This is a genomic window from uncultured Cellulomonas sp., assembly GCF_947494015.1.
Taxonomy (GTDB): Bacteria; Actinomycetota; Actinomycetes; order Actinomycetales; family Cellulomonadaceae; genus Pengzhenrongella.
This window is the reverse complement of record NZ_CANLTL010000008.1, coordinates 173,783-188,892: the sequence shown is the minus strand read 5'-3', so window position 1 is coordinate 188,892 and position 15,110 is coordinate 173,783. Positions and strand designations below refer to the sequence as shown.

Here is a 15,110-nt window from a genome sequence, read left to right as displayed (position 1 = left end):
CCGCCCGCCGAGACCGGGTGAAATGACACGAATCGCCCCATCTCACCGCACGTGATGGCCACACTGATCCCGAGACCGAGGGGGTCCGATGGAACGAGCGCTGAGCGTCGCGGTGGTCGGTGCCGGGTACTGGGGGCCGAACCTGGCACGGAACTTCCGCAGCAGCCCGGACTGGGACCTCGTCGCGGTCTGCGACCTGGACGAGGCCCGGGCGCGGCGCGTGGTCGGGCCGCGGAGCACGGTGGACGTGATGACCTCGCTGACCGATGTCCTGGCCCGCGACGACGTCGACGCGATCGCGATCGCCACCCCGGCCCGGACCCACGCGCCCATCGCGCTCGCCGCCATCGAGGCCGGCAAGCACGTCCTGGTGGAGAAGCCGGTCGCCGACACGAGCGCGACGGGACGCCAGATGGTCGCGCGGGCCGAGCAGGCCGGCCTGGTGCTGATGGTGGACCACACGTTCTGCTACACGCCGGCGGTGGTGAAGATCCGCGAGCTCATCGCGGACGGCTCGCTGGGGGACATCCACTTCGTGGACTCGGTGCGGATCAACCTCGGCCTGGTGCAGCCGGACGTCAACGTCTTCTGGGACCTGGCGCCGCACGACCTGTCCATCCTCGACTTCGTGCTCCCCGGTGGGCTGGTCCCGACCGGCGTCGCGGCTCAGGGCGCCGACCCGCTCAGGACCGGGCAGGCGTGCGTCGGGTACCTCACCCTTCCGCTGGCCGACGGCGCCATCGCCCACGTCCACGTCAACTGGCTGAGCCCGACCAAGATCCGGCAGGTCGTCATCGGGGGCAGCAAGCGGACCCTGGTCTGGGACGACCTGAGCCCGCAGCAGCGGCTGACCGTCCACGACCGCGGCGTGACCCTCGCCGGCGCCCGGGGCACGGACCGCGAGGCGACGCAGGTGTCCTACCGGCTCGGTGACGCGTGGTCGCCCGCCCTGCCGGAGAAGGAGGCGCTGGCCTCGATGGTCGCCGAGTTCGCGGCCAGCATCCGCGAGGGCCGGGCGCCCCGGACCGACGGTGCTGCCGGGTTGCGCGTGCTCGACGTCCTCGAGGCGTCCACCGTCAGCCTGGCCCACGAGGGCCGTCTGGTGCGCGTCACCGCCGGTGCGGGTCTGGAGCCGGTCGCGTGAGCGCGCTCGAGGGGGCCGCCGTCCTGGTGACCGGGGGCGCGGGGACCATCGGCTCCACGATCGTCGACCAGCTGGTCGACGCCGGTGCCGCCCACGTCGACGTGCTGGACAACCTCGTGCGCGGCCGACGGCAGAACCTCGAGGCCGCGCTGGCCTCCGGTCGCGTGGACCTCGTCGAGGGCGACCTGCGCGACCGTGATCTGGTCCACGACCTGACGCGCGGCAAGGACCTCGTGTTCCACCAGGCCGCCATCCGGATCACCCAGTGCGCGGAGGAGCCGCGGCTGGCGTTGGAGGTCCTCGTCGACGGCACCTTCAACGTGCTCGAGGCGGCCGCGGAGCACCGGGTCGGCAAGGTGGTCGCGGCGTCCAGCGCGTCGGTCTACGGCCTCGCCGAGCAGTTCCCGACCGGGGAACGCCACCACCACCACAACAACGACACCTTCTACGGCGCGGCGAAGTCCTTCAACGAGGGCATGGTCCGCAGCTTTCGGGCGATGTACGGACTCGACTACGTCCTGCTCCGGTACTTCAACGTCTACGGGCCCCGGATGGACGTGCACGGCCTGTACACCGAGGTGCTCGTGCGGTGGATGGAGCGGATCGCCGACGGGCTCCCGCCGCTCATCTTCGGTGACGGCCGCCAGACCATGGACTTCGTGGTCACCTCCGACATCGCGCGGGCCAACCTGCTGGCCGCGCGCAGCGACGTCGTCGACGGCGTCTACAACATCGCCAGCGGGACCGAGACGAGCCTGCTCGAGCTCGCGCGGGCGCTGCTGCGGGCGATGGACTCCGACCTCGAGGTGGAGCACGGCCCGGACCGCGCGGTCAACGGCGTCACCCGACGACTGGCGGACATCTCCGCCGCGCGCCGGGACCTCGGATGGGAGCCGACCGTCGGCCTCGAGGACGGCCTACGGCAGCTCGTGACCTGGTGGCGGCCCCAGCGTGAGGCGATCGCGGCCGGACGCCGGTCGGTGGTGGCACCGCGATGAGCCGGATCAACGTGATGCAGCCCTGGCTGGGCGCCGAGGAGATCGCGGCGGTCACCGAGGTCATCCGCTCCGGCTGGGTGGCGCAGGGACCCCGGGTCGCTGCCTTCGAGCAGGAGTTCGCCCGTGTGCAGCAGGCCGACCACGCGGTCGCGGTGTCCAGCTGCACGACGGCTCTGCACCTGGCGCTCGTGGTGGCCGGCATCGGCCCCGGTGACGACGTCGTCGTGCCGTCGTTCTCCTTCATCGCCACCGCCAACGCCGTCGTGTACGTCGGGGCCCGGCCGGTCTTCGCCGACGTCGACCCCGTCACCGGCAACCTGACCGCCGACACCGTCGCGGCAGCGATGACGCCGGGCACCCGCGCGGTCATCGTGGTGGACCAGGGTGGTGTCCCGGTCGACCTCGGCGCGGTCCGCGGGCTGTGCGACCCGCTCGGGGTCGTCGTCGTGGAGGACGCCGCCTGTGGTGCCGGCTCGACCTACCGCGGCCGCCCGGTGGGAGTGGGTGCGGACGTCGCCGCCTGGTCGTTCCACCCGCGCAAGATCGTCACCACCGGGGAGGGGGGCATGGTGACGACGTCCCGCCCGGAGTGGGCGGACCGCGCGCGCCGGCTGCGCGAGCACGCGATGAGCGTCTCGGCCGCCGAACGGCATGCGAGCGTGCTGGCGCCCGCCGAGCAGTACCTCGAGGTCGGGTTCAACTACCGGATGACCGACCTGCAGGCGGCAGTGGGGATCGTCCAGCTCGGCCGGCTGCCGGAGGTCGTCGCCCGCCGGCGTGAGATCGCCGCCGTCTACACCGACCAGCTCGCCGAGGTCCCCGGACTGCGCCCGGTGGCCGACCCGCCGTGGGGGACCTGCAACTTCCAGTCGTTCTGGGTCGAGGTCGGACCGGACTTCCCGCTGGACCGCGACGCCCTTCTCGCGCACCTCGCCGCCGCCGAGGTCTCAGCCCGGCGCGGGATCATGGCCACCCACCGGCAGCCGGCCTACGCCGGGCGCGACGCCGGCTCCCAGCCGCTGCCCGTGACCGAGCACCTCACCGACAGCACGTTGATCCTGCCGGTCTTCCACCAGATGTCCGGCGCACAGATCGAGCAGGTGGCCGACGCACTACGGTCCGCCGCCGCGGTCAGGATCTGACCGCCGTGCCGCGGCCGACGCCGCTGCTGCTCCTCGCCGCGAGCGGACTCGCCCGCGAGGTGCTGGCGGTGACCCGGCTGACGGCGGCGACCGAGGTCCTCGGCGTGCTCGACGACGACGTCGACCTGCGCGGGACGACGCTGGACGGCGTGCCGGTGCTCGGCGGCGTCGAGGAGGTCAAGCGGTACCCGACTGCGTCCCTCCTGCTCTGCATGGGACGAGGAAGCGGTCGCGAGCGCCTCGCGGAGCGGTTGTCGACCGTCGGGGTGGACGACGACCGCTACTTCACGCTGGTGCATCCCGACGTGAGGGTGTCGCCGGGATGCATGGTCGGCACCGGCTCGATCCTGCTCGCCGGCGTGGTGCTGACCGCCGGTGTCCGCGTGGGCCGGCACGTCGTCGTCATGCCGAACGCCACCCTCACCCACGACGACGTCGTGGAGGACTTCGTGACACTCGCCTCCGGCGTCAGCCTCGGCGGGGGCGTCCGTGTGGGCCGTGCCGCCTACGTCGGGATGAACGCGAGCGTCCGCGAGCGCGTCATGGTGGGCGTTCGCGCGACCCTCGGCATGGGCGCGGCCCTGCTGACCGACCTGCCGGACGGAGAGACGTGGGCGGGCGTCCCGGCCCGGCCGCTCGACCAACGACCGACCCGGCCCGGAGAGGTGTGAACGACGTGAGGATCCCCCTGGTCGACCTGGCCGCGCAGCAGACCGAGATCGCGGACGAGGTGCGGGTGGGCCTCGACGAGGTGTTCGCCACGACCGCGTTCGTGGGCGGTCCAGCCGTCGGGCGTTTCGAGCGCGCCTACGCCGCCTTCACCGAGGTCGAGCACTGCGTCGGCGTCGGCAACGGCACGGACGCCCTCGAGCTCGCGCTGCGGGCCGTCGGCGTGACGTCCGGCGGCGAGGTGATCGTGCCGGCGAACACCTTCATCGCCACGGCGGAGGCGGTGTCGAGGATCGGCGCCGTCCCCGTGCTGGTCGACGTCGACGACGAGCACCTGCTGATGGACCCCGCGGCCGCGCGGGCAGCGGTGACCTCACGCACCGAGGCGATCGTGCCGGTGCACCTCTTCGGTCAGGTGGCGCCGATGGAGGAGCTGCTCAAGGTCGCGGCCGATGCCGGCGTGCCGCTGGTCGAGGATGCCGCGCAGTCCCAGGGCGCCCGCCGCAACGGCCGGTTCGCGGGCGGCTTCGGCCTGGCGGCGGGCACGAGCTTCTACCCTGGCAAGAACCTGGGCGCCGCCGGCGACGCGGGCGCGGTGACGACCGACGACGCCGACGTCGCCCGCAGGATCCGGGTGCTGTCCGCGCACGGCAGCGAGCGGAAGTACGACCACGAGATCGTCGGGATGAACTCCCGCCTCGACACGGTCCAGGCCGTCGTGCTGGAGACGAAGCTGAGGCGCCTGCAGGGGTGGAACGACCGTCGTCGTGCGGCCGCCCGGTACTACGGCGAGCTGCTCGCCGACGTCGAGGTCGCGCGCACGCCGCTCAGCGCTCACGGGAACGAGGACGTCTGGCACCTCTACGTCGTGCGGGTGGCCGAGCGGGACCGGGTGCTGCGCGAGCTCAACGACGCCGGCATCGGGGCCGGGATCCACTACCCCACGCCGGTCCATCTCACCGGTGCCTACGCACACCTCGGGCTCGGCCGCGGTGCCTTCCCCGTCGCCGAGAAGGCAGCCGACGAGATCCTGTCCCTGCCGATGTACCCGCACCTGACCAGCGCGCAGCAGGAGCAGGTGGTCGAGACACTGAGGGAGTCGGGGCGATGACGGGCCAGGCCCCGTGACGCCGTCGGCGGCGACGAGGGGCAGACGGCCAGGCCGTGCGGGTGCAGCCGCGGCCCCGGCCAAGGCGCACAAGGCCTTGGCGTGGAGCGTCGCGAACACTGCTGCGGCGAAGCTTGGCACGCTCGCGATCGGGGTCGTGCTTGCGCGGGTGCTGGGACCGGAAGCCTTCGGCACGTACGCGATCGCCTACGTCGCGCTCGTCGCCGTGCTGAGCTTCAACGAGCTCGGCGTGAGCCTGGCGATCGTGCGGTGGCCGGGGGACGCCCGCGAGATCGCGCCGACGGTGTCCACGGTTTCACTGGCCTCCAGCGTGCTCGTCACTGCTGGTGCCTTCGCGGTCGCGCCGGCCTTCGCGACGACGATGGGGGACCCGTCGGCCGCCAATCTCGTGCGGGTCCTCGCGTTGTGCGTCGTCATCAACGGCGCGGTCGCGGCGCCAGCCGCGCTGATGCAGCGGGCGTTCCGTCAGGACCAGCGAATGCTCGTGGACCAGGTGAACACCTGGCTCGGAGCCGGCGTATCGGTCGCTTTGGCGCTGGTGGGTGTGGGTGCCTGGGCGCTTGTGATCGGGCGCCTCGCAGGCGCGGTCGTCTCGGCCGTTCTCTTCGTGGCCCTGTCCCCGGAGCCGTACAGGCTGGCGCTCGACCGATCCCGGCTGCGGCCGCTGCTGGCGTTCGGACTCCCGCTCGCCGGTGCCAGCGTCGTCGTTTTCGCCGCTAGCTACGTCGACCAGCTCGTCGTCGGACGCGTGCTGGGGCCGGTCGCGCTGGGGTTCTACGTCCTGGCTTTCAACCTGTCCAGCTGGCCCGTCACGGTGCTGTCCCAGCCGCTGCGCTCCGTAGCTCCTGCTCTGTTCGCGCGGCTGCAGGACAACCCGGCTCAAATGCGTCGTACGTTCACCCGGGTGCTGCGCCCGCTGGCAGCCGTCACTCTGCCCATGTGCGTCGTGCTGTCCGCCGTGGCGGAGGACGTCGTGCACCTCGTGTACGGAGAGGCGTGGGCGCCAGCCGCCGAGCCGTTGCGCTGGCTGGCGCTGCTGGCCGCGGCGCGCATCCTGATCGAGCTCGCCTACGACTACCTTGTCGTGCTCGGGCGTTCTCGGAGGCTTTTCGCCGTGCAGGCCCTCTGGTTGGTGATGCTGGTGCCCGCGACGTCTCTGGGCGCCGCCGGGTGGGGAACGCAAGGTGTGGCCGTCGCGCAGGTGGTGGTAGCAGCCTTGGTCGTCGTGCCTGTGTACCTCGTCCTGCTCCGGCGTGAGCTCGTGGGCCTGCGACACGTGGTGCGCCAGGTCGCGGTTCCGCTCGGCGGGTCCCTCGCGCTGGGGGCGGTGGTCGCCTGGTCGGCGTGGCAAGTCAGCTCGCCACTGGGGACCCTCGCCGGCGCCGCTGTGGCCGGGCTCTCAACGGTCGTAGCCCTCGGCTGGCGCTCGCGGGACGACCTACGTGCGCTGCGGGACACCTCCTCGGGGCTGGGCTCGTGAGCGCAGGGCGGCCGCTGCGGGTCGTCGTGTGCCCGCATGCGATGGAATTGGGCGGTAGCCAGCTCAATGCTGTCGAGCTGGCGGGAGCTGTGCGCGACCGTGGGCACGAGGTCGCGGTGTACGCCGACGAGGGCGTTCTGGTCGACGAATTGCATTCGCGCGGCCTCCGGTACGAGCCGGCGGTCAGGTCGCGGATGCGTCCGGGCCCCGCTCGGGCCGTCGGACTCGCGCGATTGGCCCGAGCTGTGCGTGCCGACGTCGTGCACGGGTACGAGTGGCCCCCCGCCCTGGAGGCGTGGGCCGCCACGGCCACGGCCCCACGGACCGCGGCTGTGGTCACGGTCATGTCGATGGCCGTGGCGCCGTTCCTGCCGTCCTCCATGCCGCTCGTGGTGGGGACCGCGCGTATCCAACGCGCGGTCGCCTCGACGCGGTCGGGTCGTACGGATGTCATCGAACCGCCTGTGGACACGGTCGCGAACCGGTCCGGCCCGTACGCGGACGAGTTCCGACAGACGTACGGACTGGACCCTGGGATCCCGACGGTCGTGGTCGTCTCCCGGCTGGCTCCCGAGCTCAAGCTCGAAGGAATCCTCACGGCGGTGCGCGCCGTCGGGCGTCTTGCCAGCAGCCGACCCCTGCGGCTGGTGATCGTGGGGGATGGACCCGCGCGTGACCGGGTCGCGATCGCCGCCTCGGCGGCCAACGCGCAGTCCGGATACCGGGCCGTCGTCATGACCGGGTCCCTCTCGGACCCCCGCGGCGCCTACGACGCCGCAGACGTCGCACTAGGGATGGGTGGTTCGGCACTGCGGGCGCTTGCGTTCGCCAAGCCGCTGGTGGTGCAAGGCGAGGGCGGCTTCTTCGACGTGCTGACCGAGGGGACCGTCGGCACCTTCCTGCGAGACGGCTGGTACGGCGTGGGGTCCGATACCGAGCCGGCCGCCGCTGAAGCGCAATTTGTTCGGGCGCTGGAACCGCTCCTGGACGACGTGGCACTGCGGCGCCGGCTAGGCGCGTACGGTCGGGCGCTCGTCGAGAGTCGCTTCAGCCTGGCGGCGGCGGCCGAGCAGCTCGAAGGCGTCTACCGAGAGGCGTGGGCCGCGCGGCCGACAGTGCCGCGCCGTCTCGCCGACGGAGTCACCGCCGGGGCTGGGCTCGTCGCGTACAAGGTGCAGCGGCGGAGACAGCGGCGGTCCGGCACGGTGGCCCTGGACGACTTCAACGCGCGTCCTGTGTGATGTCTGCGCTGCTTGACGCCGGGCTCGACCCGCCAGCGTCCGGCAGGCCCATGGCAGCAAGGAGCTGCTGCGCGCGGACCGCCCACGAGTGCTGCGCCGCAAAGTCCAGCCGCGCCCGCACGAGCTCCGGCGGCGATCCTTCGGCGAGAGCCGCTCGTACCGCGGACACGAACTCGTCCGGGCTCGCGCCCGTTCGGACGAAGGCGCTGGCTAGAGTGTCCACCGCCGGCAGAGGGGTGGACACCACGGGCAGCCCTGCCGCCAGGTACTCCAGCGTCTTGAGCGGGAAGCTGGCACGGTTGAACTCGCTGTTCGCGTACGGCGTGAGGCCCACGTCGATTGCCCGGAGGTAAGACGGCAGGACATCGAACGGCTTGGCGCCCACCCATCGGACGTTCGGCCGGTGCAGCAGCGCACGCACCCTTGAAGGCTCGAAAGTCGTCTGGAGCGGCCCGACGAGCAGGAGTGACACGCCGGCGCCGGCGACGGCTTCCAGAAGTCCCAGATCCAACCGAGCCGAGAGTTGCCCGACTACGCCCGCCACCGGGCCTGCGAGGTCGACGTCCGTCGGGCGGGGAGCGCTCTGGCTGTCGGCGAAGTGCGTCGTGTCGCACCCGTTGGGCAGCACGACGGTCCGCCGCCCGGCCGCGGTCCACCGGCGCGTCAGTTCCGACGTGATCCCGACGACAAGTTCGGCACCGGCTAGCTGGGACGCCTCGTCACGGAGGAGGCGCGCCCGATCGACCCCCATGAGCTCGGCGCCGGCCACGAAGTCGTCCGTCGCGTAGTAGACGTGCAGGGCCTCGGGCAGTGCGCTGAAGCGAGGCCCCGCGCAGGAGACGATCATGGCTGCGGCGGGACGGCCGAGCGCACGGACCGCGCGCCGGATGCTTGCCTGCATCACGGCGGTCGTGATCACGCGGAACCCGCGTCGCTCGGGAAACGGCGGCGCCGGTGTCGTCAGCCGCAGCACCCGGTGGTGCACCGGCTCCAGCCGGCGTGGCGACAGGATTCCGGTCTTGGTTCGTAGCGGCTCGACGACCGACAGTGGTGGGTCCACCCAAAGCACGTCCACGTGCCGCGCGAGGTGGACAGCCATGTGCTGGTCGGTACCCCGTAAACCGTCCCAGCGGACGCCCGCGCAGTAGACGACCAGCGGGCGGCTGCCGGAGGCACGGGCGCTGTGCGTGGCCTGGTCCAGGGGGGTGATCCCGCCAGGCCGGTCGCACGGCACGGCAGCAGCGAGCCGGGCGACACGCGCGGCCTCGACCTCCGGTCCCTCGGACACGGTTTTGTGGTACCACACCGTCGCCGCGTCCGGAGCGGATCAACGCTCCGGCGTCGCCTTCATCGAGCGCGTCCGTCGTGGCCGGATGGAGGTGCTTCACGCCACGGCCTCGTCCGAGCGGGCTTTCCCGTGACCGAGGCTGTCGGGTCACGGTGGCCCTGTGGTCCCGGCGACCGTCCGGCGTGAAGTCCGCCGTCGTTGGTGCACCTGGGCCAGCATGCCGTCCGCGGCACATGCCGACGGATGGCACGGCTGCCACCACGGAGCCCGAGTGTGAGGCGACTCATGTTCCCGAGCTCCGGAGCAGGTCAGGGGGCTGGGCCGAAGGGTCGGGGACGGAACGGGGGCGCCGCCCGCGGGAGCCGCTTCGGAGGCAGCCCTGAGCGTCTGTTACAAAAGTCGTCACGATTCGGTAACGGTCACTCGATCCGAGGCCGTCCGCGCCGACCTGGTATCCGAGTTGCGCTTCCGGCGCGCTCGACCAGGACCAGGCCCTCCTAACGAAAGTTCTCACTCTCATGAAGCACGCCTCCGTCGCGGCAGCGGCGCGACCTGCCTTCACCAGACGGTCCCGGTCGACCCTCACCGCGCTCCTGGCCCTGGCGATCGGACTGCTCGGTATCGGCACCGTGCCGGACCGTGCGAGCGCCGCCGAGACGCAGACGCTGTGGGGTACGGCCACCCCGGTCGGTGCCCAGGTGGACGCAGACCGCGCCTCCGTCGAGCTCGGCACCGCCTTCACCGTCAAGACCGCTGGGTTCGTCCGCGGGGTCCGCTACTGGAAGACTGCCGAGAACACCGGCACCCACGTCGGCAATCTGTGGAGCAGCAGCGGTGCCCGGCTCGCGACGGCGACCTTCACCGGGGAGAGCAGAAGCGGGTGGCAGACCGTCACCTTCGCGAACCCGGTCGCGGTCGAGGCAGGTCGGCGCTACGTCGTGTCGTATCTCGCGCCGAACGGCCGGTACTCGGCGACGCAGCGGTTCAGTCGGCCTTCCTCGTCGCCCGACCTGGCGGTCGACTCCGGTCGGAGCGGCGTGTACGCCTATGGCCGGAGGAGCACGTTCCCGACGGCGTCCTGGAACGGTGCCCAGTACTGGGTCGACGTCGTATTCAGCGCCGCGGGTTCCCGCGCGCCGAGCGCGCCGGTGCCCGCTCCGGCTCCGGCTCCGGCGCCGGCTCCTGCTCCTGCGCCGGTGCCCGCTCCGGCTCCTGCGCCGGCCCCGGCTCCGTCGGTCAAGGGGTGGAGCCTCACCGCGGACAACACCGGCCTGCGGCGCCTCGGGTTGCGCTGCGACCAGCTCCCCGTCTACACCGGTGGCTCCAAGGTGCCGGCCGGGACCGTGATCTCGCGCAAGCGGATCACCACCCCGCTGATCCTGAACAATGGCGTGGTCATCGAGGAGAGCTGCGTCCAGCCCACCTCCATGTGGCGAGGACTGCCCTTGCTGAGCACGACCGACAACGACACCGGAGCCATCGTCACCGCGGAGGTGACCATCCGGAACTCGGAGATCGACGGGTCCCTGCTGAGCGCGCAGAACGTGGCGTTCGCCGACGGCTTCCGTGGGGTGGCGAACCTTCGTGGCAACTACATCCACCACGTCGGCAGCGGCATCGCGCTGTACAACACAGGGTCCCGGCTGAGCGCCGTCGTCGAGGGCAACTACGTCGACGATCTCGTCGCCTGGGGTGACGGCGCCACCACCGGCAATCACAGCGATGCATTCACGATCCGTGACTTCGACGCCTCCAGCAACTCTGCGCGGACGCTGACCGTGAGGAACAACCGGTTCGTGGCCGATGGGGGCAACGACACAGGTGCCCTCTTCATCCAGACCTACGGCGGCGACATCGACAACGTCGTCATCGACGGCAACTTGCTGGAGGGCAACGGCTACCAGCTGGGGCTGGAGGCCGCCTACGGGAGCACCTACAGCAACTTGGTCGCGACCGACAACCGCTTCAGCGGGACCGGGTGGGGGGCCACGTACGCAAGCGGCGGTCCGGGTTGGAGCACGTGGCAGGACAATCACATCAGCAACGCGTCCGACGCGGTCAATTTCCGGGGCCGCGTCGTCCCGGAGCCGTGACCGTGGCGCGCCCGCTGCTCCCACCGGCTGAGCCGGCGCCTGCAGCGGGCGCGCCGCGCTCGCACGGCCTGCTCATGGGCCGCTGCGGTGCCCGGGGGAAACCGAGCCCGCCGATCGTCCGAGAGTGCGGGCCGGCGAGTCGCCAGCCGGTGACTCGTCCTCTCCCAGCACGTTGCGAGCGGCACCGCACATCCCGATCAGGAGGAACAGGATCCCGACCGCCATCGGGAACATGAAGGCGTCGAAGAAGGCGAAGAGCGCCGCCACCGACGTGGTCGACGCCACGAGCGCAACGGCCACCTCCCGATCGTGCGGTAGCGCCGCAAACCGGCGCGCCCTCACGGCACACGCGGTCGCGGTGGCGATGAGTGCGAGCAACGCGGCCAACCCGATCAGGCCGATCTCGATGAGCGTCTGAAGGTACTGGTTGTCCAGAATGCGATAAGCGGGGAGGAAGGTCCCGAAGCCGCGGCCGAACCACACGTGACGGCCGGCGATCTCGACGGCCAGGTCGTAGCTGCTGGTCCGTGAGATGGTGCTGGGGTCTGAGCGCGCACCGACGAAGAGGTTCCGCAGGGTCCCGATCATCCCCGGCACGGTGACGTACACCACGCCCAGAAGGAGCGCGGCTGAGACGGCAGCGCGTCGCCGGACTCGACGAGACCACGTGGGCAGCAGCACGAGAGCGCCGACCGCCACGCCAAGCGGGGCCGAGCGCGAGACCGACAGAACGGTGGCCGTCGCGATCGCGACCACCGGCAGCCAGCGCCGCACCCGCCCTCGGACGGTCCCGTGGATGGCCGCCGTCACAGCGATCGGGAATGCCGCAGCCAGGACGGCGGCGTACTCCAGAGGATGCGTCGCCGTTCCGCTCGGCCGGATGAAGCCGCTCCGGCTCTGCAGACTCGCCAGGTCCACGTCGCTGCTGAATCCCGGCAGCTCGATGGAGGCGATCCATGACTGGCCGGTGAAGAACTGAGCAATCCCGAGCGCTGCCATGAGGCCACCTGCCAGAGCCACGCGATGCATCAGGGCCGCAAGTCTCTCGCGGGTGTCCACCCCGTCGTTCGCGACGAGCAACACCCCGGCGAGCGACATCAGCCGGAGGAGTCCCGTGTCGGCCGGGCTGGCCTCGTCGGCGGGCAACCCGCGGACTTGGGCGAGCGCGTAGCTCACCAGGGTTACGGCGCAGAGGACAGCGAGCGCGATGCGCACCGGCTGCCGTGGTCGCCCAGATGCGGCGGGCCGCTGCGCCTGGTGGCAGAGCCACCACAGTGTGCACCCCAGTCCCCAGAGCGCGGCCGGACGTCCTACGGACCCCAGTGCAGTCACCGTCAGGCTTGAGGGCACCGCACACAGGAGAACGAGATACACGGTCAGCGCGGTCGTCCCGTCGGCGCCCCGCCGTCCGGCGGGACGGGTGTCCGGGTCAAGTGCTGCCGGCGGAGGGACGGTCATCGGGCGTCAGCGGTTGTTGCGGACCGGCGGGGAGGAGCGGCTCATGAGTGTTGACCCGCGCGGGTGAATGGTCTCTCGGACGCCGGTGGTCGAGACGGCGGGCGCCGTACCGGTGCGATCGATACCGCCTTGCTCGCGCTCGCGTTCCCGCCTGCGGGCCGAGCGCGCGAGCAGCAGGCCGTCGATCGTCGCGGTGACGAACAGCGTGAGACCCACGCCGACCGCGAGTGCTGTTCCCACCGCGCGCATCTGGGTCTTCCGGACGACGGTCGGTTCGAAGTCTCTCGCGAGCATGAGCGCGCTCATCCTGCTCGTCTCCGGGACCGCGACCTCGTCCTGAAGGTGTCTCAGCTCGGTGGACACGGTCGTCATCATGTCAGCCATCGCCACAGTGGCAGCCTGCTCGGACGCCGCAGACACCGAGACGGTGATGAGCGGCCCGCTCGAACTTCCGTCCGGGAGCACGTCGATCGTGGTGCCGGGGTGCACGTCCGAGAACGAGCGCATGACCTCGTCGGCCTCAACGGATTTGACCAGTACGTCGCGGGCCTGGGTCAGGCCACCGAGGTAGAGCAGCGGATTACCGTTCTCCACGATGGTCGCGGGGCCGGGCACGAGCGCCATGCTCGCGCTCGACTCGTACGTCGGACCGATGAGAGTTGCCGTCAGCCCGCACAGGGCGCCGGTGCCGAGCAGTCCGAGAACGACCAGGTACCAGCGACGGGCGAGAACGGTTCGCATCTCCGAGAGGTCCACGGTGGCTCGCTCCGATGATCTAGTGGAGTCGTCTGGTCGATTCTGACATCGCAGCTTGTGCGCGGAAGGCTCCCGGCGGGTGAAGCGGTGCCGTCAGGCCCTGGTCCGAGCGGATGCCCGCGAGCGGCGCAGCCGGTCCACGCCTTCACGACCGAGCAGAGTCGTCACCAGCCGTTTGGCAACGGCACGCACCGCTTCCCTGACGGCGCGACGCGGCACGTGCAGCAACGTGTCCACGACGATGTCCCCGACAGAGGGTGCCTCGACGTCGTCCAGCAGCTGGCCGAAGAGCCTCGCGTAGGGGGCGGGTGGGACGCGGCGGCCGCGCACCCGGTTGCTCACGTTCGAACCGTGCACCACCTGAAGCCAAGCGGGAGCACCGTCTGCTTCAACGGTGGGCATCTGCAGGTGCAGGCGGTTGTGCCACTCCGACCAACACGTGACGGCACTCTCCCAAGGCTCCCGGACGGAGACGAAGGCGTTGTGCCGGTCGGTCCGCAGGTACAGCCCGCCGCCTGCCCATATCAGTCCACGCGTCATGTAAACGGCAGTCCTGCCCGAGACGGTGGTCTGAGCCTGGACCCGGGCGACGAAGTCCACGGCGAGTCCGTCGTCGTTGTCGAGGTTGGTGGTGATCAACGTTTCCGGCTCGCAGCCGGCCACCCGTCGGATGTCCTGCATCAGTAGGTCCCGGGGCACCTGCGCCCGTGGTACCGCGTGGAACGTGCCATCGGCCGTGGCGCCCTCGACCCACTGCATGAACCACTCGGGGCTCCGCGGGTCGATGTACACGATCCAGTGGAAGCGGCGCTCCGTCTGCGCCCGGACACTCGGCAGACAGAACTGCTCGAACAGTTGCACCCGCTCGCGAAGCCAGCCGTCCTGCTCTCGGATGAGCTGCTCCGCTCCTGGAGAGGGCAGGTTGAAACGGGTGAGAAGGATATGCTCGAGACGCCTGGTCATCGTGGGTTCACCGATGAGTAGTTGATGGAGACGTCGTGGACGAGGAGGGCTCGAGCGTGAGCCTCGACGAGCTCATCCGGACAGCGGCGCGGCGCTGGTACGTCGTCCTGCCGGCGCTGGCGCTCGCGCTGTTGTGGTCCGGCGCACTGTTGCGTCCGCAGCCGACCTACCACGCTCAGATGGATCTCGTCATGGTCCTGCCGGGCGCGGCTGCGACCGATGGGATCAGCGACGCGCGCCGCGAGAGTCTGGTCGCGTTCGCAGGGGTCGTGGAGCGCGAGATGAACGACGGTGCACCCGTGACTCGGCTCTCCTCGGCGAGCGCATCCCTCTTTGGTGCCGGGGTACGGCAGGGATCGTCCGTCTCCGTACCCAATGTCGGCGGGCAGTGGACGAACAGCTTCACCCGGCCGGTGCTGTCCGTCGAGGCGGTCGACTCGACGCCAGAGCAGGTCACCGCACGCCTGGCAGTCGCTGAGGCACGCGTCGAGACACTCGTCGAGTCGCTGCAGGCCGAGCAGGGAGCGGCCCCCGCCGATCGCATACAGGTGGTCCGTGTGCCGCAGGAGCCGCCCGTCTCGTACGTCGGCGCGACGAAGTCCGGACTTGTCCGAGCTGGGCTCGCTCTCGGCTTGCTCTCTGTAGGTGCGGCGCTCCTGCTCGCGGTCACTGTCGATCGCCGGATCGACCGCAGGGTCCGCAGCACGGTGGACTTCAGCGGCCCGGCCGGTGCGGTGTGAGCCGCCGCT

At 71.1% G+C, this 15,110-nt stretch carries 13 protein-coding genes; 9 read left to right on the top strand and 4 right to left on the bottom strand.

Translation table 11 applies throughout. From position 1 onward, the window contains the following. The first annotated feature begins 88 nt into the window (after window positions 1-88). From Q0840_RS11175 to Q0840_RS11145, 7 genes are all read left to right on the top strand, one after another. Entirely contained in the window at window positions 89-1,144 is a 1,056-nt protein-coding gene (locus tag Q0840_RS11175) for a Gfo/Idh/MocA family protein (protein WP_298459542.1), read from the top strand. Then, window positions 1,141-2,142, top strand: a complete 1,002-nt coding sequence (locus Q0840_RS11170) for an NAD-dependent epimerase/dehydratase family protein (RefSeq protein ID WP_298459541.1) — start codon at window positions 1,141-1,143, stop codon at window positions 2,140-2,142. The genes Q0840_RS11175 and Q0840_RS11170 overlap by 4 nt, the downstream gene beginning before the upstream one ends. Then, window positions 2,139-3,284 carry a DegT/DnrJ/EryC1/StrS aminotransferase family protein gene (locus Q0840_RS11165; RefSeq protein ID WP_298459540.1) on the top strand — a complete coding sequence of 382 codons (1,146 nt, stop codon included), beginning with the start codon at window positions 2,139-2,141 and terminating at the stop codon, window positions 3,282-3,284. The genes Q0840_RS11170 and Q0840_RS11165 overlap by 4 nt, the downstream gene beginning before the upstream one ends. Before the next feature lie 5 nt (window positions 3,285-3,289). Further along, entirely contained in the window at window positions 3,290-3,955 is a 666-nt protein-coding gene (locus Q0840_RS11160) for a NeuD/PglB/VioB family sugar acetyltransferase (RefSeq protein ID WP_298459539.1), read from the top strand. A 5-nt stretch (window positions 3,956-3,960) separates the two neighbouring features. Continuing rightward, complete coding sequence (locus Q0840_RS11155; RefSeq protein ID WP_367183110.1) at window positions 3,961-5,064, top strand: DegT/DnrJ/EryC1/StrS family aminotransferase; 1,104 nt, start codon at window positions 3,961-3,963, stop codon at window positions 5,062-5,064. A gap of 94 nt (window positions 5,065-5,158) precedes the next feature. After that, entirely contained in the window at window positions 5,159-6,562 is a 1,404-nt protein-coding gene (locus Q0840_RS11150; RefSeq protein WP_298459538.1) for a lipopolysaccharide biosynthesis protein, read from the top strand. A gap of 41 nt (window positions 6,563-6,603) precedes the next feature. Next, on the top strand, window positions 6,604-7,803 hold the full coding sequence (locus Q0840_RS11145) for a glycosyltransferase family 4 protein (RefSeq protein WP_298459575.1): 1,200 nt from the start codon (window positions 6,604-6,606) through the stop codon (window positions 7,801-7,803). Here Q0840_RS11145 and Q0840_RS11140 read toward each other — a convergent pair. Next, a complete protein-coding gene (locus tag Q0840_RS11140) occupies window positions 7,784-9,091 on the bottom strand; it encodes a glycosyltransferase (protein ID WP_298459537.1) in 1,308 nt (435 codons plus the stop codon). The two genes, Q0840_RS11145 and Q0840_RS11140, sit on opposite strands and share 20 nt — an antisense overlap. A gap of 518 nt (window positions 9,092-9,609) precedes the next feature. On the opposite strand from Q0840_RS11140, the gene Q0840_RS11135 reads away from it, so the two are divergent. Further along, window positions 9,610-11,184, top strand: a complete 1,575-nt coding sequence (locus Q0840_RS11135; protein WP_298459536.1) for a DUF4082 domain-containing protein — start codon at window positions 9,610-9,612, stop codon at window positions 11,182-11,184. A gap of 72 nt (window positions 11,185-11,256) precedes the next feature. Here the strand turns inward: Q0840_RS11135 and Q0840_RS11130 are convergent, their stop codons facing one another. The 3 genes from Q0840_RS11130 to Q0840_RS11120 form a co-directional block, all read right to left on the bottom strand. Then, entirely contained in the window at window positions 11,257-12,399 is a 1,143-nt protein-coding gene (locus Q0840_RS11130) for an O-antigen ligase (RefSeq protein WP_298459535.1), read from the bottom strand. Between the two features lie 249 nt (window positions 12,400-12,648). Beyond that, entirely contained in the window at window positions 12,649-13,398 is a 750-nt protein-coding gene (locus tag Q0840_RS11125; RefSeq protein WP_298459534.1) for a hypothetical protein, read from the bottom strand. Window positions 13,399-13,491: 93 nt separating this feature from the next. Next, window positions 13,492-14,361 carry a glycosyltransferase gene (locus Q0840_RS11120; RefSeq protein ID WP_298459533.1) on the bottom strand — a complete coding sequence of 290 codons (870 nt, stop codon included), beginning with the start codon at window positions 14,359-14,361 and terminating at the stop codon, window positions 13,492-13,494. A 56-nt stretch (window positions 14,362-14,417) separates the two neighbouring features. Here Q0840_RS11120 and Q0840_RS11115 point away from each other — a divergent pair, with 56 nt between their 5' ends. Then, complete coding sequence (locus Q0840_RS11115) at window positions 14,418-15,101, top strand: hypothetical protein (protein WP_298459532.1); 684 nt, start codon at window positions 14,418-14,420, stop codon at window positions 15,099-15,101. Window positions 15,102-15,110 lie beyond the last annotated feature (9 nt).

Coding starts and splice junctions, on each gene's coding strand:
- Q0840_RS11175 (WP_298459542.1), top strand. CDS start 89: ATGGAACGAGCGCTGAGCGTCGCGGTGGTCGGTGCCGGGTACTGGGGG.
- Q0840_RS11165 (WP_298459540.1), top strand. CDS start 2,139: ATGAGCCGGATCAACGTGATGCAGCCCTGGCTGGGCGCCGAGGAGATC.
- Q0840_RS11145 (WP_298459575.1), top strand. CDS start 6,604: ATGGAATTGGGCGGTAGCCAGCTCAATGCTGTCGAGCTGGCGGGAGCT.
- Q0840_RS11135 (WP_298459536.1), top strand. CDS start 9,610: ATGAAGCACGCCTCCGTCGCGGCAGCGGCGCGACCTGCCTTCACCAGA.
- Q0840_RS11120 (WP_298459533.1), bottom strand. CDS start 14,361: ATGACCAGGCGTCTCGAGCATATCCTTCTCACCCGTTTCAACCTGCCC.